Source organism: Streptomyces sp. NBC_00637 (assembly GCF_045161545.1).
GTDB lineage: Bacteria > Actinomycetota > Actinomycetes > Streptomycetales > Streptomycetaceae > Streptomyces.
In genome coordinates this window covers 1-20919 of sequence record NZ_CP109047.1, presented here as the reverse complement: position 1 = coordinate 20919, position 20919 = coordinate 1, and the positions used below count along the sequence as shown (strand labels likewise).

Annotated in this window: 20 protein-coding genes and 1 tRNA gene; 12 read left to right on the top strand and 9 right to left on the bottom strand. The window is 72.5% G+C overall.

Going from position 1 to position 20919, the window contains the following annotated elements; all coding sequences use genetic code 11:
- Positions 1–5 precede the first annotated feature (5 nt).
- The 8 genes from OG440_RS37955 (at position 6) to OG440_RS37920 (ending at position 5710) form a co-directional block, all read left to right on the top strand.
- Entirely contained in the window at positions 6–236 is a 231-nt protein-coding gene (locus OG440_RS37955; protein WP_331752655.1) for a hypothetical protein, read from the top strand.
- Positions 237–350: 114 nt separating this feature from the next.
- Positions 351–1076 (top strand): hypothetical protein, encoded by a 726-nt coding sequence (locus tag OG440_RS37950; protein WP_331752654.1) that lies wholly within the window; start codon positions 351–353, stop codon positions 1074–1076.
- A gap of 130 nt (positions 1077–1206) precedes the next feature.
- Entirely contained in the window at positions 1207–1482 is a 276-nt protein-coding gene (locus tag OG440_RS37945) for a hypothetical protein (RefSeq protein WP_331752653.1), read from the top strand.
- 359 nt (positions 1483–1841) lie between these two features.
- The gene (locus OG440_RS37940; RefSeq protein WP_331752652.1) at positions 1842–2324 is read left to right on the top strand and encodes a hypothetical protein; all 483 of its coding nucleotides are present in this window, start codon (positions 1842–1844) and stop codon (positions 2322–2324) included.
- Between the two features lie 891 nt (positions 2325–3215).
- Positions 3216–3458: a hypothetical protein gene (locus OG440_RS37935; protein ID WP_331752651.1), complete on the top strand. Its 243-nt coding sequence runs from the start codon at positions 3216–3218 to the stop codon at positions 3456–3458.
- 445 nt (positions 3459–3903) lie between these two features.
- Positions 3904–4584, top strand: a complete 681-nt coding sequence (locus OG440_RS37930; RefSeq protein WP_331752649.1) for a hypothetical protein — start codon at positions 3904–3906, stop codon at positions 4582–4584.
- Positions 4585–4615: 31 nt separating this feature from the next.
- Entirely contained in the window at positions 4616–4852 is a 237-nt protein-coding gene (locus tag OG440_RS37925; protein WP_331752647.1) for a hypothetical protein, read from the top strand.
- Positions 4853–5074: 222 nt separating this feature from the next.
- Positions 5075–5710: a hypothetical protein gene (locus tag OG440_RS37920; protein ID WP_331752645.1), complete on the top strand. Its 636-nt coding sequence runs from the start codon at positions 5075–5077 to the stop codon at positions 5708–5710.
- A gap of 140 nt (positions 5711–5850) precedes the next feature.
- Here OG440_RS37920 and OG440_RS37915 read toward each other — a convergent pair.
- Positions 5851–5925 (bottom strand) — tRNA-Met (locus tag OG440_RS37915).
- Positions 5926–6409: 484 nt separating this feature from the next.
- Here OG440_RS37915 and OG440_RS37910 point away from each other — a divergent pair.
- A complete protein-coding gene (locus OG440_RS37910; RefSeq protein ID WP_331752643.1) occupies positions 6410–6970 on the top strand; it encodes a hypothetical protein in 561 nt (186 codons plus the stop codon).
- Positions 6971–8058: 1088 nt separating this feature from the next.
- Here OG440_RS37910 and OG440_RS37905 read toward each other — a convergent pair.
- The gene (locus OG440_RS37905) at positions 8059–8604 is read right to left on the bottom strand and encodes a hypothetical protein (protein ID WP_331752641.1); all 546 of its coding nucleotides are present in this window, start codon (positions 8602–8604) and stop codon (positions 8059–8061) included.
- Between the two features lie 3078 nt (positions 8605–11682).
- On the bottom strand, positions 11683–12894 hold the full coding sequence (locus OG440_RS37900; RefSeq protein WP_331752639.1) for an endonuclease domain-containing protein: 1212 nt from the start codon (positions 12892–12894) through the stop codon (positions 11683–11685).
- 718 nt (positions 12895–13612) lie between these two features.
- Here OG440_RS37900 and OG440_RS37895 point away from each other — a divergent pair.
- Positions 13613–14365, top strand: coding sequence for a hypothetical protein (locus tag OG440_RS37895; protein ID WP_331752637.1), 753 nt, complete (start codon positions 13613–13615; stop codon positions 14363–14365).
- A gap of 51 nt (positions 14366–14416) precedes the next feature.
- On the opposite strand, the gene OG440_RS37890 is transcribed toward OG440_RS37895, so the two are convergent.
- Positions 14417–14815, bottom strand: coding sequence for a hypothetical protein (locus OG440_RS37890; RefSeq protein WP_331752635.1), 399 nt, complete (start codon positions 14813–14815; stop codon positions 14417–14419).
- 146 nt (positions 14816–14961) lie between these two features.
- Here OG440_RS37890 and OG440_RS37885 point away from each other — a divergent pair, with 146 nt between their 5' ends.
- Positions 14962–15435 (top strand): hypothetical protein, encoded by a 474-nt coding sequence (locus tag OG440_RS37885; protein WP_406011583.1) that lies wholly within the window; start codon positions 14962–14964, stop codon positions 15433–15435.
- Between the two features lie 54 nt (positions 15436–15489).
- Here the strand turns inward: OG440_RS37885 and OG440_RS37880 are convergent, their stop codons facing one another.
- The 4 genes from OG440_RS37880 to OG440_RS37865 form a co-directional block, all read right to left on the bottom strand.
- On the bottom strand, positions 15490–16140 hold the full coding sequence (locus OG440_RS37880) for a hypothetical protein (protein WP_331752631.1): 651 nt from the start codon (positions 16138–16140) through the stop codon (positions 15490–15492).
- Positions 16141–16215: 75 nt separating this feature from the next.
- Complete coding sequence (locus OG440_RS37875) at positions 16216–16929, bottom strand: hypothetical protein (RefSeq protein ID WP_331752629.1); 714 nt, start codon at positions 16927–16929, stop codon at positions 16216–16218.
- A gap of 265 nt (positions 16930–17194) precedes the next feature.
- Positions 17195–17677 (bottom strand): hypothetical protein, encoded by a 483-nt coding sequence (locus OG440_RS37870; protein ID WP_331752627.1) that lies wholly within the window; start codon positions 17675–17677, stop codon positions 17195–17197.
- Positions 17678–17792: 115 nt separating this feature from the next.
- A complete protein-coding gene (locus tag OG440_RS37865; RefSeq protein ID WP_331752625.1) occupies positions 17793–18566 on the bottom strand; it encodes an RNA ligase family protein in 774 nt (257 codons plus the stop codon).
- A gap of 417 nt (positions 18567–18983) precedes the next feature.
- Between OG440_RS37865 and OG440_RS37860 the strand changes: the two genes are divergently transcribed.
- Positions 18984–19514 (top strand): GNAT family N-acetyltransferase, encoded by a 531-nt coding sequence (locus tag OG440_RS37860; protein ID WP_331752623.1) that lies wholly within the window; start codon positions 18984–18986, stop codon positions 19512–19514.
- 179 nt (positions 19515–19693) lie between these two features.
- On the opposite strand, the gene OG440_RS37855 is transcribed toward OG440_RS37860, so the two are convergent.
- Positions 19694–20320 (bottom strand): hypothetical protein, encoded by a 627-nt coding sequence (locus OG440_RS37855; RefSeq protein ID WP_406011582.1) that lies wholly within the window; start codon positions 20318–20320, stop codon positions 19694–19696.
- Positions 20321–20919 lie beyond the last annotated feature (599 nt).

Below are 20919 nucleotides of genomic sequence, written 5' to 3'. Positions count from 1 at the left end.
CAGTCATGGAGTACCTGTATGTCCGCGTGAGCGTGTTCGGTGTCAGCCGAGCCGATCTGCGCACCGAGAACCCTCTTACCGAGGAGGACATCCGCAGCGCCTACGCGGAGCAGCCGGTGTACATCGACAAGGACCCCAAAAGCGTGACCGTGACCTTCGACGACGCGGGGCCGGTCTGCACGTACTTCGCGCAGCGCCCGGCCGACTGGGCCCCACAGAGTGACCACCGTCGCTGAACGCCTGAGGTGCCCGGCAGTTCACCACCCCATAGCCGCTGGAGCCGGCGCTGAACGGGTCCGCCCGCCGTTCGAGGCCAGGCAGCCCGACGACCCGTCAAGGAGCTGAGGATCATGTCCGAATCCGCCCTGCCCGCAGCCACGCTGGAGCAGTGGACGGCCGCCGTCCAGTCCCAGCAGGAGACCGCCCGCGGGTTCGCCCGCGCCGTCGCGGACGCCCTCACCGCACGGGTTCCGTCCGCCGCGTACCTCGTGTTCAGGACGGACTCCGATCTCGACGCTGACCTCGACGACAACCTCTTCCTCGACAGCATCCGCGGCGCCGACGGGCGCGTCCTCACCGACTTCGGTGACCCGGCGGCAACAGCCGTCCTCGCCGGTCTCACCACCATCGTGGGAGGAACGAACGGAGAGGAGGCCTGGGCGCTCCTGCACGCGATGCGCCGACTGAGGGCAGCCGGAGGGGTGTTCGACCTGCTGCCGGACGACCTGATCGACCCCGACCGGGACGAGGAAGGGGGCGCCCCTTGCCTCATCCTGGCGCCGTCCGGATTCCCCCAGCACTGGGACTGGGACTCCGGCGATCCCACCAAGGGATTCGGCATACGGCTGCTGCGCCCGTACTGCGCCCCGCGCTCCGACGACCGCACCACCGCGCCGGCGGAGGCCGTGGGCGACGAGTACGTGACCCTGACGGTCGTGGTGAGGCAGTCAGGCGTGGAGGGAGACCCCTGCGACGTCCTGCTCGGCGAGCATCCGGATGTGCTGTTCGTCGGGCACCAGGACGGCGTCACGCTCACGGCCTGCGCGCTCGGCGCGGAGCCGGGCAGCTGGCCCTGACCGCGGCCGCATCGGCGCCCCGCCCGGGCAACTGCCCCCGTGCACCGTCTACTTCGCAGGCTTCCGCCGTCCCGCGTCCCAGCGCCTCACCCCGCGCGGGCGCCGGTCCTCCACCCCGGAGAAGAACCCCATGGTCACCATCGACGACCTCGATACCCGTGCTGCCGTCTTCGCTGCCGCGGCTGCCAGTGCCTACTGGGTGACGACCAATCTGGGCCATCACACGGAGGTCTGGCACGGCGGCTACGAGTACATGGTCGAACTCGACCATGAATGCCGCTGCCTGGCCCGCATCACCTACCGCTACGGCTGGGGCGGCACCGAGGTCATCACCGGCGCCAACGCGACCCAGGAGCAGCATCGGGGCGTCGTCAAGGCGTTCCGGGCCGCGCCGCCTTCCCACTGACCCGCTACGCCAGGGCACTCGGGCCGGCGACGTTCTGCGCGGCGAGCACCCGGATGAGCTTCGCGGGCACCAGGACGGTGTCACGCTCACGGCCCGCCCGGCGCAGAGCCGGGAAGTCCGCCCTGACCGTCCCACGCCGTCACCGGCGCCGCGCACGAGCAAATGTCAGCCGGCATCCGCGTGCCGGCCCCGGACGCGGGCGAAGCCGGCCGGGCGCCTCGCGCAGGACGAAAATCTGCGCGCCGCGCCCGCAGGTCTCGGCTGCTCTACGGGCCCGGGGTCCCGGCCGGCTCGGCCGTGCACGACCGGCACCGACCACGCACCCCTGTTCCACCTCCACCGGAAGTGAAGGAACCTCCATGCCCGACACCGCCGACCTCCAGATGATCGTCTACGCCGCCTGCGACGAGGACCGCGCCCGGATCCTCGACGTCCTCGGCGAGGGGGAGATGACCTCCGACTGGGGCAGCGGCTCCACGCCCACCTCCCTCGACCTGGGTCACTGCTACGGAAAGCGGGAGGCCGTACTCGGCGCGAACGCCGAGCTCGTCGACAACCTCCGGGCCGCCGCACCGACTGCGGTCTTCGAGGCGTGGCAGGACCCCTACGGCAGCACCGGCGGCGAGTACGTCGCTCACGTGCCCGGGATCGGCACCTACACGGCCGACTGTGACGGCGCGGGCGAGCCGTACATCCACGCAGGCGTGCTCACCCGCACCCTGTCGGAATCCCCGGAAGGGACCACCATCGCCGAGTGGCTGTCCGGCGCGGGGCGGGACGTCCTCGGCACCGTCGTACGCGCAGCGCTGAAGGCCCACAAGGACGCCCTCGCCGTCGTCTGACCCGCGGCACCCGCGGCACGGTGCGGCTCGGCCGCGCTCGACCGTCGAAGGCCTCGCCCGCCCACCCGCGCGCGAGCCCCGCCGTTGACGACCGGCGCCGACCGGCCCTGTTCCGTCCCCCACCGGCAAAGCGAGAGGCAGCTCATGGGAGTCGGCTCCTTCCATACCCGGGCCGAAGGCCCTGCAGGCCGCATTCGAGCGGGCCCGCGACGACGCGGCCCGCGAGCACGGCACCAGCCCGTACGCCAGGACCGTCTACAGCAAGACCGAGGTCGAGCTCTTCGACGAGCCGCCCCGCCCCGAACGCGAAGCCTCGCTGCGCGCCGGCGAGTTGATGAGGCTCCACGGCTACGACACGGCCTCACCGGCCGGCGCGCTCCCGTTGACCACCGGCGGATCCGCGCCCGCCTGGCTGCTGTTCGGCCGCGTCGTCATCTGATCCCCGGCCGTCGGCACGGCCCTTGGGACATCCCGGGACGCCCGTGGTGTCCCCCACCGGGCCTGCGGTGATGCCTCAGAATCACCGTCCCGGCCAGGCCCGTGCTGCGGGCCGTCACGTGCGGGCCCACCCCGATGACGCCGAGCCGGAGGCTTTCCGGTGGCCGCTCTGCCCGCTGAAGCCCTACGGCGAGGAGGGGCCGATCCGCCCAGGCATCCCCGCCGATCGGAACGCCCGCGTCCCGCCGATGGCTTGCCGCGGCGCGCTGGCCGGGGTGCCGCGGTGACCGAGTCCGGTGCCGTGCGCGCGGAGGGGACCGGCGGCAGCGGCGGCCGGGCCCCGGTCCGTGTTCGCCGCGTCAATGACTCGTAAAATGTGACACGACGGCACGAGTAGTGTAAATTACGGGTTACTGGTTGTGGGGCTGTGCGCGACATGAGGGAGGGGCTGGCGTGACCAAGGAGCAGGTGGGCCTGGAAGTTGAGCAGTGGCTCAAGGAGATAAAGGCCAAGCGGGCGATGGACCAGAGCGTACGGGGCCTGATGGAGGACCTCGCCCAGAGGTTCGGCTTTACGGCGCAAGACGAGCGGGACCTGGTCGACGGTGTACGCGCCCAGATGAGGGCAGGCACCCTGGACCCCCTCATCGCGGAAGAGCAGGTCGCCTTCATACGCTCGCTGCGGGTGACGGAGTAGCCGACGGGCGCTTGGGGCGGCTGGCTGGGCTGGTCGCCCCCACCGCGTGGGCACGGTGGTGTCCGTGATCCGGCCTCAGGTCTGCCCTGCCTCCGGCTGCCCGCGCATGTGCCGGTCGAAGCCGCCTTCGCCCCGGTTGTGTCGCGGCTGCGGCGACACCGCTCGGCGGTGCCACACCGTCCTGTTGACTGCCGCCGTAATCCACCACCCCGACGGCTCGGCATCCGACCGCCGCGCCTTTCGTACCGGGCTGTTCCGGCGGCCCCTCCCCATCCCGCAGCCCTGGAGCCGGCGCTCACCGCGTCCGCCCGGTCGTGCGGCTTCACCGCGGCCTCCACCGAGGAAGCCATCGACCTTCACCACCACCAAGCCGGAACCGCCAGGTGAGCCCTCAGACCGGCAGGTCCGCCGCATCCCTCACCCCCGCTGAAAGGAACCCGACGCTATGGTCCCGCACGCGATCACCCCGGGAACGTTCATCGTCCGCGGCGACGGCAGATTGGACCGCGTCACCGGCACCGAGCGCCGCCACGGTGAGCTCGCCCGGCTCGTCGTGGCCGACCGGTCCTGGTGGGCCGCCGACGAGTGCCGTGCCGCCACGCTGCACGATTTCCAGCCCGCCGGACACTGCTACGAGGACCACGGCGCGGCCACCGGACGCAAGGGATTCACCATCGCCTGCTCGTGCACCCAGCTGTGGGGCGGCTCGAACTGGGTCAGGACCCCGTGCTGCCAGAAAGGCCGGCGCGGCGTCGAGGCCGGCGACACGGTCATCTGCCCCGGCTGCGGCTGGTACTGGGCGGTGTACATCGCGCCCGGCGGGACCCGCTGGGTTTCCATGGGCTTCGGCAAGACCATGCAACGGCAGTACACCCGGGGCGCGACCGGCCGCGCCATCGGCACCGCCCAGTACGACGTTCTTCAGTCGCTGGCCTCCCGCAACGGGGGCGAGTGGTGGCCCGGCTGCGGCTGGTACTCGCGCAACACCTCGACGACCGTGCGGCATCTGGAAGGCCTCGCCCGCGCCGGGCTTGTCGAAGACGTCCGCAAGGCCGGGGAAGGCGTGTTCTTCCGCATCACCGACGCCGGGCGCCGCGAGCTCCCGCGCTCCCTGCGCAGCCGCTGACCCGCACCGACCACCACGGAAGGGGGCATCCATGCTGATCAAGAATCCGGAGATTGTGGAGGCCCAGTACGAACTCCAGGCTGCCGAGCGTGAGTTGCCGGTCGGCGATGCTTATGCCTGTAGTGCATTGCTGGCCCTCATTGAGATTGAGCACCTCTGGGTCGAGGCTGACGGTCCCTGCTTTTGCTCGGATGGTTCTGGGAAGCCGCATCAGCACGCCAGAGGGTTCGTTCCCGGTCGGCGTGTAGCGGTGCCCATTCAGCCCTGATCAGACGGATCTCACCGGCCGATGCTCTCCCGGTGACCGCCGACGAACTCATGCCCGCCTGGCTGTTGTTCGGCCGCGTCGTCATCTGACCCCGCCCGCCGGTCACGCGGGTCGCTCCTTGAGGCGCACCGGAAGCCCGTGGTGTCCCCCTTCTGACTTGCAACGACCATCCGCCCGCTGTGCGCCTTTGCCGGACGTGCCCGGCTCACCCTGGAGACATCCGTGATCGCCCTGACCCCTCACGCCCGACTCGTTGCAGACCTCGTCGCGCCCCTGCGGCACACCCACGGTCTTGGAGAGGCCACCGGTAGCGACGTCGTCGGCCTGGTCCCCGAGCTGCCCGGTCTGATCGAGGCGGCCCACCGGCGGGTGCGGGGCATGCGCGCCGCGGTCGTCGAGTTCACCGGTTCCGGTGAAACGGTCCCCTGCGCCGCGCTGCGTTCCGCCCCGGGTCCTGCCGAGACGGCCGACTTCGTGAACCTGTGGGGCCTGGCGCTGGAAGCCGTCGAGGGGAAGCCGAACAGTGTTGCCGAGGCGATCCGGTGGTCGAAGACGCCGACGGACGAGCGGATGCAGCGGGCCTACCCCGGAGTGCGGCTCACCTCCGCGCCGGCCGACGGACAGGGGTACGAGTTCACCCTCCACGCCCGCGGCGAGGATGCCGTGCGCCAGCTCGCCGCGCTGCTGCGGGCGTCGATCGCCGCCTGGCCCGAACCCGACTGGCCGGCCCAGGTGCGGCGGGAGGCGTTCCTGCGCGCGGCATTCGAGGCCCATGCCGAAGGCCGCACCGGTGAACTGCGCCGTCTGATCGACGACTTCGCCGACACCACTGGCACCGACCCAGACACCACCGGCTGACGCGCGCCCATCTGCGTGCCGGCTGCCGCTGTGGACCGGGATGACGCTGTTCCGCACCGCGCAGTCCAGCTCGGCGATCCTCACGCTGGCGCAGACGACTCCGGCCCCCTCCGACAAGTCGGAGGGGGCCGGATGTTCAGTAGCGGGGGCAGGATTTGAACCATGCGACCTCTGGGTTATGAGCCCAGCGAGCTACCGAGCTGCTCCACCCCGCGTCGGTGCGCCCAGCCTACGTCATCGGCCGCAGCCGGGCGCGGATTTACCCCAGCGGAGGTGTAGCGCCCGCGGCGCGGGCCGGTCTGCGGTGCCGGTCCGTTCCGCGCGCCTGCCCGCTCAGGCTCCCTGCGCCGGCGAGAGCGCGGTGTTGCGGCTGCGGCAACACCGCTCTTCCGTGCGCCCCGTCGGCCGTGTCCCGGTCTCCGGCCCCTGCCGGCGGGCCGGAGACCGGTCAGCCCGGACGAACGGCTGTTCGGCAGTGTTCGGCCATGTTCGCTGATATTCGGCGGTGTTCACCGCGATGCCCCGCAGGTCCGCTCCCTTTCGGCGGTGCCAGCCGAGCGGCGGCCGCGTCGCCGGAGCATTGGAGCCGTCCGTCCGCAGTCCCGAACTGCAACTATTGCGGCTCGTATAATTTGACATTAGCGCATGGTTTGGGTAATTTTGCCGGTGTTGGGATGGTTGCGACCGAGGGAGCTTGTGATGACCGAGACTGAGACCGGCGCCGGCACGGTCACCGCTCCGAAGGTGCAGCCGCTGCGGTTCGTGGACGGGGACAGTGTCCGGTCCCCGCAGGGCGCCACCTGGCGGCGAGGCCTGCGTACGCCGGGCCTGTGGGAGCAGTTCCCCCTTGCCCCGGAAACCGGCACGCGGACCGACGACCAGGTGCGAGCGGCCCTGGGGGGCCAGGGCGAGTGGCTGTTCGTGCCCTTCCTGCCGCCGGTGAACACGCAGCTGCCCGGGACCGCGTGCGCCACCCCGGAGCAGATCCGCGACCTGGTGCTGCGCCCGGCGTCTGGCGCGGTCATGTACGCGGTCAGCCTCGGCCGCGCGCAGGCCTTCCTCGGGAACGAGCAGGGCGTCCCCCGGAAGGACGTGCGCCCCGATCCCCTCCGCCTGGCCGACCTGCGCGCCACCCTGCAGGGCGTCCGCACGAGGCGTGCCAGCGCGGGCATCACGTTCCACCGGCTCGGCGGTCGCGCCTACGTCCGTTACGCCACCGGCAGCACCCTGCACACCCACCTCTACCTCCTCACCCGCTGAGCGGGCGCCCGGGCCCGCCCGTACCGGCCCGGTGGGTGACGAGATGAACCGCAACGCCGTCGGATCCGAGGTGGTCTGACGGCTCGGCCCCCACACCCCCGGTCCTGGCCACGGCGACGGCACCGCGGCGGTACGGCCCCGGGCGGGGTTACGCCGGGACGGCCTACCGCGCCCGGCGGACGGGGGAGCGGCTGGGGCCGGCCGACCACGTGCACTCGCTCGGACCGCCCGCCCGTTCCCCAGCATCCGCTGATCTTCCCCGTGGAGGGGGCCCGGCACGAGGCGGTCAACGCCGCGGTGTTGCTGCGCCGGCCGCTGCCGATGTCCAGCGAGGCGTCCGGATCGGCTCCGCGCGGATCGGGTCAACGGCCGTGACCAGGCGCCCGGCCACGGCACCCCCGGACGTGCGTGCGCGACTGGTCGGCGGTGCGCGCAATCGTGCTCGTCCCGTGCATGGCTGGGGCATCATGAGGGACGCATCGCACCTTCCTTGTCTGGAAGGCACCGCGGGCCCCTTGTGCTGAGGAAAACCGGAGGGGACCGCACTGCTCCCGCCCGACTCACAGCCGGGCGGGAGCAGCCAGCATCCGTTCATGGCCTGGCGGAGTCCGGAGCGACGGCTCTCCCGGCCGGCGACGTCGGCGTCGTACGCCCCGACCGGCTTGGGCGGCCGCCGCTCGCTCCCGTCGTGCTTGCGGTATCAGGCACGTCCGGTACGCCACCCGGCAGCACCCTGCACCCGCACATCCACCTCCTCACCAACTGACCGGCCGGGGCGCGCCCCGTTCCGGCCGCGTCATCCCCGGCCCGGGCGCAGGGAGGCGTCGGCCGACGCCTCCCGAGCCTGAAGCGTCGGCCGGCCCGCCGTACGGACAGGTCCTCTCCCGCGCAGGCCCTCGCGGGGAGTTGCGGGCCAGCTGCCGTCACCCGGTCCCGGTCCCTCAGCGTTCCTGCGCACCAGCGCCTGCGCCGCCGGGCGGGTGGTGTCCCCTGCCGTTTCGGCCGCCGGCTGCTCACTTCCAGCGGCGCGTACGGACCGCGAGATCCGGCTGGCTGCCGGCCGCCGAGGGGTACCCGTGCGAAGAGGGTCAGGCGGGCAGCACGTCGAGGTTGCAGACACTGCAGTGGCGCCCGCCCCCACCGGGGCGGAACAGGTTTTCCAGGTCTCCGGGGGTGACGGGCAGATAGTCGCTCGGAGCCGTGGGGCTGTGGCGTGGGCACAGCAGATGGACACGGTTTGGCGAGAGGTAGGCCACGACCTGATCAGGTGCGGACGCCGCAGGGAGCGGGATCCGGTACGAGGGTTCGCGGTCTGGTGCAGGGGTCGCCGGGATGTGGGCGACGGCGTCTGCGATCGCCTTCGCACACGAGGGACAGAGGATGAAGGCGCCGTCAGACGTCACGTCGATCAGGTGCAGCGCCCACTGCTCCACGGTCTTGTAGCAGGCGTTGCAGCGCATGTTGTCGCCCGACTCGATGGCGATGAGGGTGGAGTCGGTCAGGACGACACCGGGGCGGCTCTCCGGCCCGGGGTGCTCGCCGTCACGCACGCGGTTCAGGGCTTCGTGATAGCCGATTCCCTCAGCCTGCTGGAGCTCCCTGGCTCGCTGCTGGGTGGTGTCGCGCCTGGTCACGATCGTCTCCTTGAAGCCGGCCATCGTGCCCACGCCATCGGCCGGTGAAGGAAGAAGAGGATCGGCCTGTTCAGAAGATCTGGATCCCGAAGGACCTTCTCCCGGGACTCACGCGGCGTGGGCGCGCGACAGCGGGATGGGCGTTCAGTTCGCCTAGGGCATCACCGTAGCCGACGGCGCCGACAGCGTGCTGCTTCACCCGCTGCTCCCGGGCGCCTCGTGCAGCGGCCGGTACCGCGGCCCGGCTGCAGCGCTGCTTGCGCACGCCGAGACGGCCCGCCGGGTGTGCAGCGCGGCCGCGGACAGTGTGAAGGGGGTGCAGCGTGCTGCAGGAGTCGGCCAACGGGGCCACAAGGCTCTGGCGTCCGGCGCTTCTGGGCCACGTCCGTGAACGGGCTGCCGGCCCGTGCGGTCTGTCGCCGGCGGGCGATGCCTTCCTCGTCGCGTCGGGCGGGCGGATTCGGCCTGCTGGCGCGGCTCCTCGGCCTGCACACGTACACCGCCGGGAGTTGTCCGGAGTTGTCCAGGAGTTGTCCGGCCGGTCCGGCCGGTCCGGCGACTCAGCCGCGGCCGGCCCGTCCGGCGGCCGGACCCGCCAGGTCTTGGTGCCTCGGCCGCCACTGCCCTTTCCGGGCCCCACCGCCCTCCGCTCCGGCCTCGGGAGAACAGGCCCGGCTGGCCGGCCAGTTGGTGGTGTCCCTGCGTGCAGGGTGTCACGGCCGTCGTCACAACTCCCCGTCACGCCCCCCGTGACACTCACCGGATTTCTGCTCTGACCTGGGCAGATGTGCATCCGTGGGGATGGCGGCCCGAAGGCGTGACAACGTGACACGGCCGGCGCGCGCCGACCCCTTGGGCGCGGCAAGTGGTCGGTGCCGGCCAGCCGTTCCGCTCTCGCCCGCCTCGGACTGAGCGGGCGCGGCAGCGTTCCAGCGGCGATGCCCGGTCTCGGGTACGGCCGCCCCGGGTGGCCGGAGGCCGCGGCCCGGGAGTCGGCGATGGCCGGCGCGCGATCCGAACCGGAGCCGGGGGCGGGCGGTTTCCCGCAGTTCTGTCCCGCTTCCGCCGCGGGCATGACCTCCTGGCCCGGCGCGGCCTACCGTGGGGAAGCGGCTCTCCTGGACTGCGGGTGAAACCAGGGCCGCGGGCACTCCAGCCGCTTAGCGGCCGACTCTTTGCCGAGGGGGAGCGCCCGCGGTCCGGTGCGGACGTCTTGCCGACGGAGGCGGATGGCACGGCCGCGTTCGCCCGGCACTCGCTGCTGCACCTCGTCCTCCCCGGGGTCGTCCCGCCTGCTGCAGCGCTGCTTCCGACCGCCCGGGCCGCTGCACTGGAGGAGGGTGTGCAGCGGCCGCGGCGGGGTGAAGCGGCTGCACGAGCCGGCCGGTCCGCTGCTGCATGCTGCCGCGCTGCCTTCGCGTGCCGCTGCACGGACGTCTGAAGCCCGGCTGCTGCTGCACAAGTTCGTGCGGCAACCCGCTGCTGTCCGCCGGCTGTCGACAGCGCCTGCTGCTCGCCGGTACCGCTGCAGCCTGCTTCCCGGCCGCGTCCGGGTGGCGGCCGCCGACCGGCTCGCCAGGCGGCACGGGCCCAGCCGGCGGATCTGCGGGCGCGTGGGTGCTCGAGGACTGCCGGCCTGCGTACGGCGCTCGCCGTCACGCCGGCCGGGGGCCTGTCGGGGGTGTGGTGCTGTCCCCGCCTCCAGGACCGGTTCCTGTTGTCACGCCCTGCGTCACACTCACCCGTCACGGTGCCTGTCACGCTCGACAGAACTAGCGTCTGACCTGCGCGGATAGATCCTCCCGGCGCGCCGACGGCTCAGGCGTGACAGCGTGACATGCAGGCGAGGGGAAAGCCGTACGCCCGGCAGGCTCAAGCGCCTGCCGCGGCGGAGCGCGCCGGCGAGCCGGACGGTTCGACGGGCGCGGCGGCCACCGCGAGGTACTTACGCCCGGACCCGGTCGTCGAACCCTTCGAGGCCGGCCGCTTGAGGCCGGCTGGCCCGCCCGGGCGAGAACCGCGCAGCGAACCAGGTCCGCGCGGGAGTGATCACCCTCAGATGCAGCGGCGGCTTCTCCCGGGGGCGTGCTGCTGCGGGTGGTGATGCCGTGCTGCCCGCCGATGCTGCATGCGCGTGCTGCTCCGGAACTTCTTCGTCCGCTGCACGCCCTGCTGCCCCCGTGGGCTTCTTCCCCGTGCTGCTGCAGCACGGGGGCACGGTGGGCGGAGGGCGCTGCACAGCCTGCCGGGGATGCCCGCCCGGGCAGCGTGCTGCACCACCTCTTGCTGCACAGCCGCGCTGCACCGGCTTGTCGGCCGGGCCTGTAGCCGGCACCCCCGGTCGCGGAGGACCGTGTCCCGAGGAGCGGGAAGAACAGCTGGTGTTCGAGGAGTTCGCGGTGGCCCGCCTCGCATCAACGGCCGGCACCGGGCCCAGGCACTGCTGGAGGCGATGGTGCGCCGCGCCGTCATTCCGCGAACCGTCCCGCCTGTGTAGTCGTCTCCCGCTCCGGCGAGGCGCCCGCTGCTGCTTACCGCGCCCCGGACCCGCTCCAACCGGCGGCCGGTGCCCGGCACCACGAGCCGTCAGCCCGTGGTGTCCCCCTCCTTGCTGTGAGGGTCCCGGGGCGGCCGCGTACAACCAGCCCTGCGGCACGGCCAGTTCCTGCGGTCCGACCGGACGGAGCAAGACCCCAACCGATTGTGACGCGTAAAACTTGATGATCTCGGAAAGTCGTGTAATGTGGGGTCTGTAGCCCCTGGGTTGCTGTCACTGCGGTGCACGATCTGCAAACAGTCCGCGGGAGTGCTTTCTGTCCTTCATGCGACAGAGGCGATGGCCAGGCATCCGGATGCCTGGCCTTTCCGCTTTTCCGGCGGTCCGCACGATGCTGAATCACAGCACCCTCGTGCCCCACGTCCGCACCCCGAGCGAGGGCCGGCCGACCAGGAGCACGATGCCGACGTCGACTTCAGGTCCTGCACGCAGGCGCGGGCCAGGACCTGGAAGCGGGCGAGGGCCGGCCACGCCGGGCGCCGCCCCTGCTGCCGGGGGCGCCCGGTCAACGGCTGTGGTGCCTACGCGCTGAGGCCTTCGGTGCCGCGGCGCATCTCGGCGAGCACGCCGTCGACGAAGGCGCCGACGAGCGAGACCGCTTCCTCGGCGGTGACGGCGACTGTCCACTGCCGTACCGGCGTGTGAGAGGCACACCGCAGCGCGTACCGGTACACGCCGGGCTCGTCGTCCAGGGCGCGCACCGACGGCTGCTGCCGGCAGCGCCCGTGCCGCTGGCTGCTCTCCACATGCAGGTGCACCACGCCGGCGTGGAACCGGGAGGCAAGGGTCCGCTCTTCGCGGCAGCCGCGGCACTGCAGCAGGTACTCCGCACCTCCCTCGCGCAGGAACCTGTCCGCGAAGCCCACTCCCTCGCTGGTGTTGCAGCTCATGCACAACGGGCCGCGCACGAAGCCGTGTCCTTCTGTGTGGCAGTGGTCCCAGACCGACGCTTGCATGAGTCCGCACAGCCGGCACAGGTAGTCCCGGGGCGACACACGGCGCTGGCGGGGGGAGTCGTACAGCACGCCGTCGAGCTGGCCGGTGTAGGCCGGGAATGCCGCGGCGGAGCACTCGGGGCAGCGGGTGACGTAGCCCGCCGGTGTCGGGGTACGCCACTGGCCCCAGCCCGGGCTCTGCGCGCCGCAGGAGCAGCAGGTCCGGAACGTCGCGGTCATCTCCGCCTCCCGCTCCTGCCAGCGGTCCATCATCTGCACGTAGGAGCGGGGCGCGAGCCAGCTCTGCCCGGACCACCTCAGCATCTGCAGGGGCAGCGTGCCGGCGACGATGGGCTGGTTGCCGACCGCGACGAACATCTCCCATGTCAGGGTGCCGGGCAGGCCGTTCGCACCGATCACCTTCCAGCTGTCCAAACCCCAGTCCTCCTCCGTCTGCTGCTTCCGGGCCAGGTGGTACATCCAGGTCGCCACCTGGTGCCGCCAGTTGAGGATGGTCCCGTTCAGCAGCTCGGGGTAGGCGGGGAAGCGGACTTCGACGACGTCGTCGAAGTCCACCGCCATGTCCGCCAGCAGCTGGCCGACGCGGCGGACGTCGCGGTCGTCGAACCCCCAGCGGTTGTTGTGCTTGTAGCGGCGAAGGGCGAGGTCTCCGAAGAAGACATGGTCGTGCTGCTGGAACCGGGGGGAGCGCCGGAGTTCCGCATGGGCGAGGGGGAGGCCGGCGTTCTCGGTCAGGTCCGCGAAGAGGGCGTGCGCGCCCTGAGTGGTGGTGAACATGGGCGCAGGCTCGGCGTGGTGACCTGTGGACAGGGTCCGCCGCCGGCGGGCGCGAGCATGGTTCTGGCCCGGGGAACCGGTGGCGTGGTGTCCCCTCACCGGTCGGCGCCCCGGAGTGTCACGGCCGCTGTCACGCCGCGCGTCACGCCGCCTGTCACACCCCAGCGAAAACGGCTGTGACCTGCAGAAAAGACGGAATGAGGCAGTGTCGGCGGCGGTGCGTGACAACGTGACGTCGGCCCGTCCGGGGCCTGCGCCGTCCGGCCGTGAGGAGCGACCGCCAGAACCCGGCCCAAGCCGGGCCGGGACGAGGCGGGGGCGCTGAAGGCCTCCGTGTATGGGCGCGCAGACCAGGGCACCGGGTGGGGCGGATCAGCGATCCCGGCTCCAGGGCGTGGGGCGTCATCCGGCTGTACGAGGACGACATGTCCTCGCGCGGGCCGGGCGCGCGGTTACTCCGCGGCCTGCAGCACGCCCAGCAGCCGAGGCAGCAGGTCAGGCCGTGCAAGCGCGCTACGACAGCGCGCTGTTCGGACATGCTGGCCTGTCGTGCTGTTCTGACGCGCAGAGCACTCACGCGATGAGGACGTGCTGGTCATGCGTGATCGAGAGGTGGTCTCTTTCGGTCGGTTGTGGTCGGCGGTGCGGATTCGCTGACCTGCGCTGGGCCGTGCGGCTACCGTCCCGGGGCGTGACGGTGACGAGGAAATCGCGGCTGGTGCCGACCGGAGACTGCTTCTGCGGGTGCGGGGGAGAGGCGGAGATCGGCCGCTGGTTCGTGCGCGGGCACGACATCACGGCGGCCGCGGCGCTGCGGGCCGTCGAAGGCTTGAGCCTGCCGCAGCGGCTGGTGGCGGCGGGCTTCGGGCCGGAGCGCTCGGTCGTCGAGGAGGCGGTAGCGAAGGCGGATTGGGCGCGGTGCGCGGGGTGCGCGTACGCCGGGACGGCGGCAGGGCTGGCCGCTCACCTGCGGGGCGGCGGGTGCGCCGCCGAGCCGGACGGCCTGGGGGAGCCCGCCGGGCGCGAGACTGAGCCCGCGGAGCCGGTCGCCCGCGCGGGGCGTGCCGGCCCTGCGGCGGCCGGCAGCGCGCCGCCGGTGCGGGCGGAGACCGGCGCCGCGCAGGGCGTGCTGCTACCGGGGGCGGACGATCCGGCGTGGGGCGAGGTGCCGCTCGCGTGGCGCCAGAGCCTTCGGATGCCCGCGCACCAGCTGGTGACGCCGGTGCAGGGGGCGCTGGCGAAGCCGGACGGCCGGCGGCTGCTGGGCGCGGTAAGGGCGGCCGCCCGGATGCGGATGACCGGCGCGCACTGGCATCTGTTGCTGATGGCCCGGCGGGAGGACTTCGGCAGCCCGCGCAGCCGGCGGGCCGACGCCGTCTTCGAGGCGCTGCAGCGGCTGGTGGCCGAGCACCTCGCGCCCGCCGCCGAGGAGGGGCCGCCCGGGCCCGGGGACACGGAGCCGGCCGGCTGACCGCTCGCCCTGCCCGCCGGTCCTGCTGCGCCCGGGCAGGCGGTGGCGGGTTCAGGCGCGGGGACTGACGGTGATGGTGAACTCGGTGCCGTCGACGAGCTCGACGCCGGCGGTGGTGGTGCCAGGAACGGTCCGGGCCCGGGCGATACCGGCCTCGCCGGCGAGCCAGGTGCTGATCCGCTCGGCGAGCGCCTGGTGCACCGCGGTGCCGGGGGCGGCAGGGGCCGGGGGGACGTCGTCGGTGGAGATGGTGACGGCGATCAGAGGGCCGCCCGCCAGCCGTACCGCGACGGCGGCGGGGGTGCCGGGGTGGATCACGGCGTCGGCGACGTCGTCCTGGCCGGCGAGCCAGGTGCGCACCTCGCCGGCGGTGGCGGCGCGCAGGGACGCGTCGCGCTCGGCCTCCCGCCGGCGCGCGGCGTCGATCTCGGCCTGGGGGAACAGGGACATGGAGGACCTCCGGGTTGCTGTCGGGGGAGGGCCGCCCCGTGGCTGGACGGGCGCGGCTGTGAGGTTCGGCGGGCGGCCGCCGTCTGATGGCTGGTTAGGCTGCGGTGCTGGTCAGGACGGTGGTCACCGAAGGGCGGGGAACGGGCGTGGGGGAGCGGGAAGAGGACGGTGTGGAGGGTGAGGCCGCAGCGGTGGAGGCCGCGCTCGGGCTGGCCGGGCAGACGGTGCCGTCGCTGCATCTGCCGCCCGCCCGGGCGGTGTTCCCGGCGGGGCTCGTGCGGCTCGCCACGGTTGCGCCGGGCCGGGAGCGGCTGCGCCTGATGTTCGCCGAGCATCCCGGGCTGGTGCTGTGGCTGGAGAACCGTACGGACGGCCAGCGGGTCCTGGCGGCGGTGGAGCTGGAGCACGCCCGGGAGGCGCCGGACGGCCAGGTCGCCGAGGAGGCCGTCCGGCGTGCGGCGGGCCCGGAGCGGGCCGCCTTCCGCCGCCGGTGGGCCGAGAAACGGCGCCGTGACTTCGACGAGCTGCAGGCGTACCTGGCCTCGCCCGCGCACCTCGCGGCCAGCGACCAGGCCCGCGCGGCGATGCTGGACGCCTTCCGCCGCCGGCCCGGCCGGTAGCCGCGCCGCCCGGGATCCGGAGCCGACGGCCCGGCGGCGCGCCCGGGCACCAGGTCAGCGCCAGGGCTCGCGCAGAGCGCCGGACTCGACGCCTTCGACGGCCTGTTCCTCGGCGTCCTGCCAGGTGGCGGCCCGGACGGTGACGCTGAAGCGGCCCTTGGTGTCGGTGAAGGCCCAGGGCCGGTCGTAGAGGTCGACCCGGGTGCTCTCGCCGGCGACGACGCCGGCGACGTCGAGCGAGGTCGTGGCGCCGTGGTGGCCGATGATCCCGAAGACGGTGAACGTCTTCGCGGCGGGCGGCTGTTCGCCGGTGTCCGGCCCGGCCCCGGCGGCCGGGGCCGGGTGGGCGAGGGCGTCGAGCCAGGCCCGGGCGGCGTCCTCCCAGCAGCGGTCGGCGACGAGGCGGGTGAACAGGTCCGGGAAGCCGGCCGGTCCGCCGCGGCCGGGCTCGGCACTCATCTGCCGGGCGAGGCCGGCCGCGTCGTCGGCGGGGACGCAGAGGTGGGGCAGATGCGGGTCGTAGGCGGCGACGTCGAAGCGGGTGCCGGCGGGGGCGCCTATGCCGCGGACACCGTGGTCGAGGACGTAGGCGAACCCCTGGGCCCTCCCCAGCTCGGTGAACGGGCCGACGCGGACGGTGTCGTGGCCGGGCTTGGTGACGATGACGCTGAACGGGCCGCTCGGAGCGGCGGGAGCGGTGGACATGGGGCGGAGCCTTCCGAGTGGAGGGGGCGGGGTGGGGCGGCCTGCGGGGCCGCCCCCGGGGGCGGGTGCTGCTCGTCAGGAGGCGGGGGAGAAGCGCTCGATGTGCGCGAAGACCACGGTGTCGGCGGCGTGGTGGTCGAAGCGGCGCTCGCCGCCGTGGAAGGTGAACTTGTAGGTGCCCGGGGTGACGTCGACGACCGTGTACCTGCCGAGCCGCTTCTGTCCCGGGTGGCCGCCCTTGGCCTTCCAGTCCTCGAAGTCGGCGATCGAGTACGCCCACAGCTCGGTGCTGATCCGTGCCAGGCGCGCCTCGTCGGGCAGGGAGGGGACGTCGTTGTCGTCGCGGACCGGAGCGGCGATGACGTAGCTGTCGGCCCCGTCGCGGTATAGGCCGGGACCGGTGTTGCTCACGATGCCGAAGGCGCATCCGAGGGCCGCCATCGCCTCGATGACCTGCTTCTTACCGAGGGCGGTCCCGTAGTCGGCGCCCGCTTCGAAGTCGACGTTGTAGACGTCGCGCAGGTCGTCGGTGACGATCAGCTTCCCGGAGGGCACGTCGAGGGTGGTCTCAGTGGTGATGCCCATCGGGTAGGGGCACGGGTCCTGGACGTGCACGGTGCCCTCGCGCAGGACGTACGTCGGCATCTGGTCGCAGCTGGCGCAGCTGAAGCGGGCGCCGATCACGATCGGCTCCCCGCTCCTGGCCCCGATGAGGACCTCCACGGTGTCGGCGCGCCGGGGCAGGAGGTCGTGGCCGTTGGTGTCCAGGGGAGTCTGGTCGGTCGGCATAGGTCCGCTCCTCGGTGCTGTGGGATCGCCGGGCTGCTGCCCCGTGCCGCTAATAGATAATTTACACACTATGCGGCTTATGTGCAAATTAAACGTGTCGCGTTGCCTTGGGTCGGCTCATCGGTGCGGGCGGGTTCCTCCGCCGCCTGCCGGGCCGGGCGGAGGCCGCCCGCGTGCCGCCCGTGGTGTCCCCCTGCCGGCCTGCGGCGCTGGCGTCGGACTCACGGGCAGACGCCTCCAGTTGAGCGTTGCCGCGCGGGCCTGGCTACGCCTCGGTGTGGGCGCTGAGACGCTCGGAGGCGTCGGGCTGCCTGAAGAAGGCGCTGATGGCCTCCTCGTGCCGGTCGAGCAGCTCCTCCAGCCCGCTCGGTCGCTGGGCGAGCGTCTGGAGACCTGGGCTCTCGAACTTCGGTGGGGCGTCCGCGCGGACGTCGCAGAAGTCCGCGCTCTCGCATCGGGCCGAGAAGGCGAGCAGTTCCATGAAGTCATGCTCGGACAGCTCTGCCGCTTCCTCCTGGTCCACGTAGTCGGCGGGGGCGAGGTGGCGCAGGACGCCGGTGACGGCTGCGAGCAGGTCCGTGCTGATGAACTGTTGGCCGGCGAAGGCGTCCAGGGCTTCGGCCGGGCGCATCGCGTCGACGTGGCGGAGCAGTTGGTGCTCCGGCCAGTAGGCGGCGTTCCTGCGGGCTTCGACGACCAGCGCGTCGTACAGACGCCGGGCGAGAGTTTCGGCGGTCTGGGTGGTCACGGTGCGGTCCCCGATCGGTCGGTGTCTCCGGCCGTGTGCTGCCGGTCGGGCGGGTGGAGGGTGAGGGAAACGGGACAGGCCCGGCCGCATGGGGTGCGGCCGGGCCTGAGGGGGTTCACCGCTTGGTGCGGCTCTTGAAGGTGCGCGCGTAGTCCTCGAAGCGGGCCTTGGCGATCACCGAGCGGTCCGCCGTGCGCAGCACGATGCCCTCGGGGCGGCCGGTGCCGCCGTCGTCGAGCGCAGCGCGGGTCGCGGGCAGCCGCTCGGCAAGGAAGTCCTGCATCTCCTTGAGGCCGGTGGGCAGTTCGCTGGACGGGAGGCTTCCCAGACGCGGGGTGAGCGCGACCGCGTTCTGCTCGGCGGCGGCGCTGAGCTCCTGCTCGGTGTGGAAGCGCTGGCCGCCGTTCTTACGCCAGGCGGAGATCGCCTCGACCGGCCGCGTCAGCACGTCCGGGGCGATGCTCACCGCGTCGAACAGGCGGTAGCCGACGGCCTGGGAGCCGGTGTACTCGGCGCTGGCCCGGGTGATCTTGCCGCCGCTGTGCATCCCGTAGACCTCCAGGTAGTACACGCGCAGGCCCGCCTCGGGGGCGGTGATCCGGCCGGCGAGGCCGCGCAGGGCGTCGACGATGCCTTCGGCCGGGTTCGCGATGAAGTCGCCCCGCGCATGCAGCAGGTGCTCGCGGTTGCCCAGGACGTAGTCGCCGTTCGGGGCGACGATGATGCGTGCGTTCGTGCCGTCGACCTTCTCGGTCAGGTAGACCTCGCCGCTGAAAGCGACGGTCTTTTCGAGCAGACGCCCGCGGTCGATCTCGTGGTACGTGTCGATCTGCGGGTACTTCGTGGCCGAGTTGAGGGCCTTGAGGTCGAGGGTGCGCAGGTCAGTCAAGGTGCTCCTCCGGAAGGTGATGAGGGCCGGCTGACAGCGCCAGCATGTATGTACTAATTTACTCACCTAGGGATCGTGAGTCAAATTTAACGCGTCAATATGTGGTGATTGGCTCGCGCTGTGTCTGCCTGTGAGCCGGACAGGGGCGGGCTGCCGGCCCCCACCGTTCACACCCCGGCTCACCTGCACCGCCTCGCCGGGCTGGGCATGTCGAGCCCGGCGAGGCCGCTGTCACGCAGCGCGTCACGCTGCCTGTCACACCCCGCGAGAAAGGGCCCTGACCTGCGGAAAAGCAGGATGAGAGAGAGTCGGCGGTGTGGCGTGACAGCGTGACACCGGCCGATGCCCGGGAACGCCGCCGGCCGGCCGCGGAGGTGACCAACGCGCCGTGCGGGGCGGGGCGTTCATACTGGCGGGATGTCTGCCCCTGTGCTACGCCGGGCCACCTCGGCCGATCTGCCGTCCGTGCTCGAACTCCTCGGCCAGGAGTGGCCGGAGGAGAACAACGCCAGCCGGTGGGGCGAGTACCTGCAGGAGCAGGAGGAGAGCGGTGACGCTCACGCGGAGTACGGGGTGTGGGTGCTCGACGAGGGCGGCACGGTGGCGGCGGTGGCCGCCGCGAAGTTCCTGCGCCGCACGCGCTACAGGCAGGCGGCCGGCCGGGCCTGGCCGGTCTACCTGATGTACCTGGCCACCCGGCCCGACGTACGGGGCGCAGGGCATGGGGCGCGGCTGGAGGAGTTCGTACTGCGGGAGCTGGCGCGGCACGGGTACCGCGGCGCCTACCTGCTGGTGGACGCGGGCAAGCCCGGCGGGGACGGCGCGCTGCGCTTCTGGGAGCGCCAGGGATGGACGCGGGGGGATGCGGCCGACTCTCCGAAGACGCGCGTCCTGATGACCAAGCAGACCGCTGCCCCGCGGCCGCCGTCGGCTCCTGAATCGTCCTGAACAAGCCGGCCCTCGCCTGCCGCACCGGGGCCAGCTCGAAAGGCGCTCCGCACGGTTCAACGACCGCGCCGCCGACACGTCATGTCCGGCGACGGGCCGAAGGCCCCACCAGAAGCCCAGCAGCACGCAGGGAAACGGCCGTCAACCCGTTCCCAGCGCAGTCAGCCCGTGGTGTCCCTCTACTGACCTGCGGCGTTCTCCCGGGCGAGACGCTCGGCGTGGGCGATGCCGCGGGCAAGGCCCGCGCGCCAGATCTCCCCAGTGGTGGTGACGCGGGCGGAGAGCCGTTCGTACTCAGCGAGCGGCCCGACGAGCTGCTCCCGGCCGGCCTCGTCCACGCGGACGCGAGGCGGAGTGATCCCGGGGTTGTCATCCCGCCACCGGCGCAGCGCCGCGATCGCCTCGCACGACGTCGCCCAGCATGCCGCGACGGTGCGCTCGACCAGGCCCCCGCCCAGACGGGCAGAAACCCGATCCGGGAAACCGCCGTCCCTCGAGCCCGGCCACCGCCCCTGATCCCACGCGTCCTCCGGCGCCGCCGGCCACTCGCGATCCCAGCCGCGCGCCCGCAGCTCCTCGAGCACCCCGAACTCGACCAGCACGTCCCCGGTATCCAGCAACAGCCCCTCCGCACGCAGCCGCTGATGCTCCCTCCGCCACCGCGCCCGAACCCCCGCCGCCGCGCCCCTCGGCAGCCCGTACGTCCCCCATTGAGGCGCTGACGACAGCACCGCCGCCCGCGACTTCTCAGCCTCCAGCAGCTCCTTCAGCCGGGCCTGCGTCCCGCACTCCGCAGCGATCGTCACCGGATATACCGCCGCTCGACGCATCCCGCCCTCACCCCTCGGTAACTTGCAAGTCTCGACACCGTACGCCCCGCCACGACTTCACGAGCACGCGCCCCAACTGGATCTCTGTCCAACGAGCCTGAAATGACATCACCCGGCCGCACTCACACCGCCTGGCAGGAGTGCGGAGCACTCCAAGATCACCACCCCAACACGGTTACACCACGTGACCAACAAGCAAAGCCACCACACACCCCAACAGCAAACAGCCCTCCATCCCCCAACTCCGGAGCGCAGCGGAGGAGTTGACCACCCACCAACCACGGGAGCGCGGAGCGCCCCCGCACCCACTCCAACTCGGGGGCGCCAGCCCCCGAACACCACTCCCGCAACACCCCAACTCCGCAGCGCAGCGGAGGAGTTGCCACCACACACCACCCAGGGCGCGGAGCGCCTCACCCGGCCACGCCGAGGGCGCCAGCCCTCGGCCCCCACCCCGCCCACCGACCCCGGCGGGCCGGAGGCCCGCAACTCCCGTGCGAAGCACGGGAGTTCGCCGTACGCACCTGCGAAGGGCCGAAGGCGCGAGCCCCCTGGCCGAAGGCCAGGGGGTTACC

Bases quoted from the DNA above. Each gene is read 5' to 3' on its own strand.
- OG440_RS37955 (WP_331752655.1), top strand. From the start codon at position 6: ATGGAGTACCTGTATGTCCGCGTGAGCGTGTTCGGTGTCAGCCGAGCC.
- OG440_RS37950 (WP_331752654.1), top strand. From the start codon at position 351: ATGTCCGAATCCGCCCTGCCCGCAGCCACGCTGGAGCAGTGGACGGCC.
- OG440_RS37945 (WP_331752653.1), top strand. From the start codon at position 1,207: ATGGTCACCATCGACGACCTCGATACCCGTGCTGCCGTCTTCGCTGCC.
- OG440_RS37940 (WP_331752652.1), top strand. From the start codon at position 1,842: ATGCCCGACACCGCCGACCTCCAGATGATCGTCTACGCCGCCTGCGAC.
- OG440_RS37930 (WP_331752649.1), top strand. From the start codon at position 3,904: ATGGTCCCGCACGCGATCACCCCGGGAACGTTCATCGTCCGCGGCGAC.
- OG440_RS37925 (WP_331752647.1), top strand. From the start codon at position 4,616: ATGCTGATCAAGAATCCGGAGATTGTGGAGGCCCAGTACGAACTCCAG.
- OG440_RS37910 (WP_331752643.1), top strand. From the start codon at position 6,410: ATGACCGAGACTGAGACCGGCGCCGGCACGGTCACCGCTCCGAAGGTG.
- OG440_RS37900 (WP_331752639.1), bottom strand. From the start codon at position 12,894: ATGTTCACCACCACTCAGGGCGCGCACGCCCTCTTCGCGGACCTGACC.
- OG440_RS37890 (WP_331752635.1), bottom strand. From the start codon at position 14,815: ATGTCCCTGTTCCCCCAGGCCGAGATCGACGCCGCGCGCCGGCGGGAG.
- OG440_RS37880 (WP_331752631.1), bottom strand. From the start codon at position 16,140: ATGTCCACCGCTCCCGCCGCTCCGAGCGGCCCGTTCAGCGTCATCGTC.
- OG440_RS37875 (WP_331752629.1), bottom strand. From the start codon at position 16,929: ATGCCGACCGACCAGACTCCCCTGGACACCAACGGCCACGACCTCCTG.
- OG440_RS37860 (WP_331752623.1), top strand. From the start codon at position 18,984: ATGTCTGCCCCTGTGCTACGCCGGGCCACCTCGGCCGATCTGCCGTCC.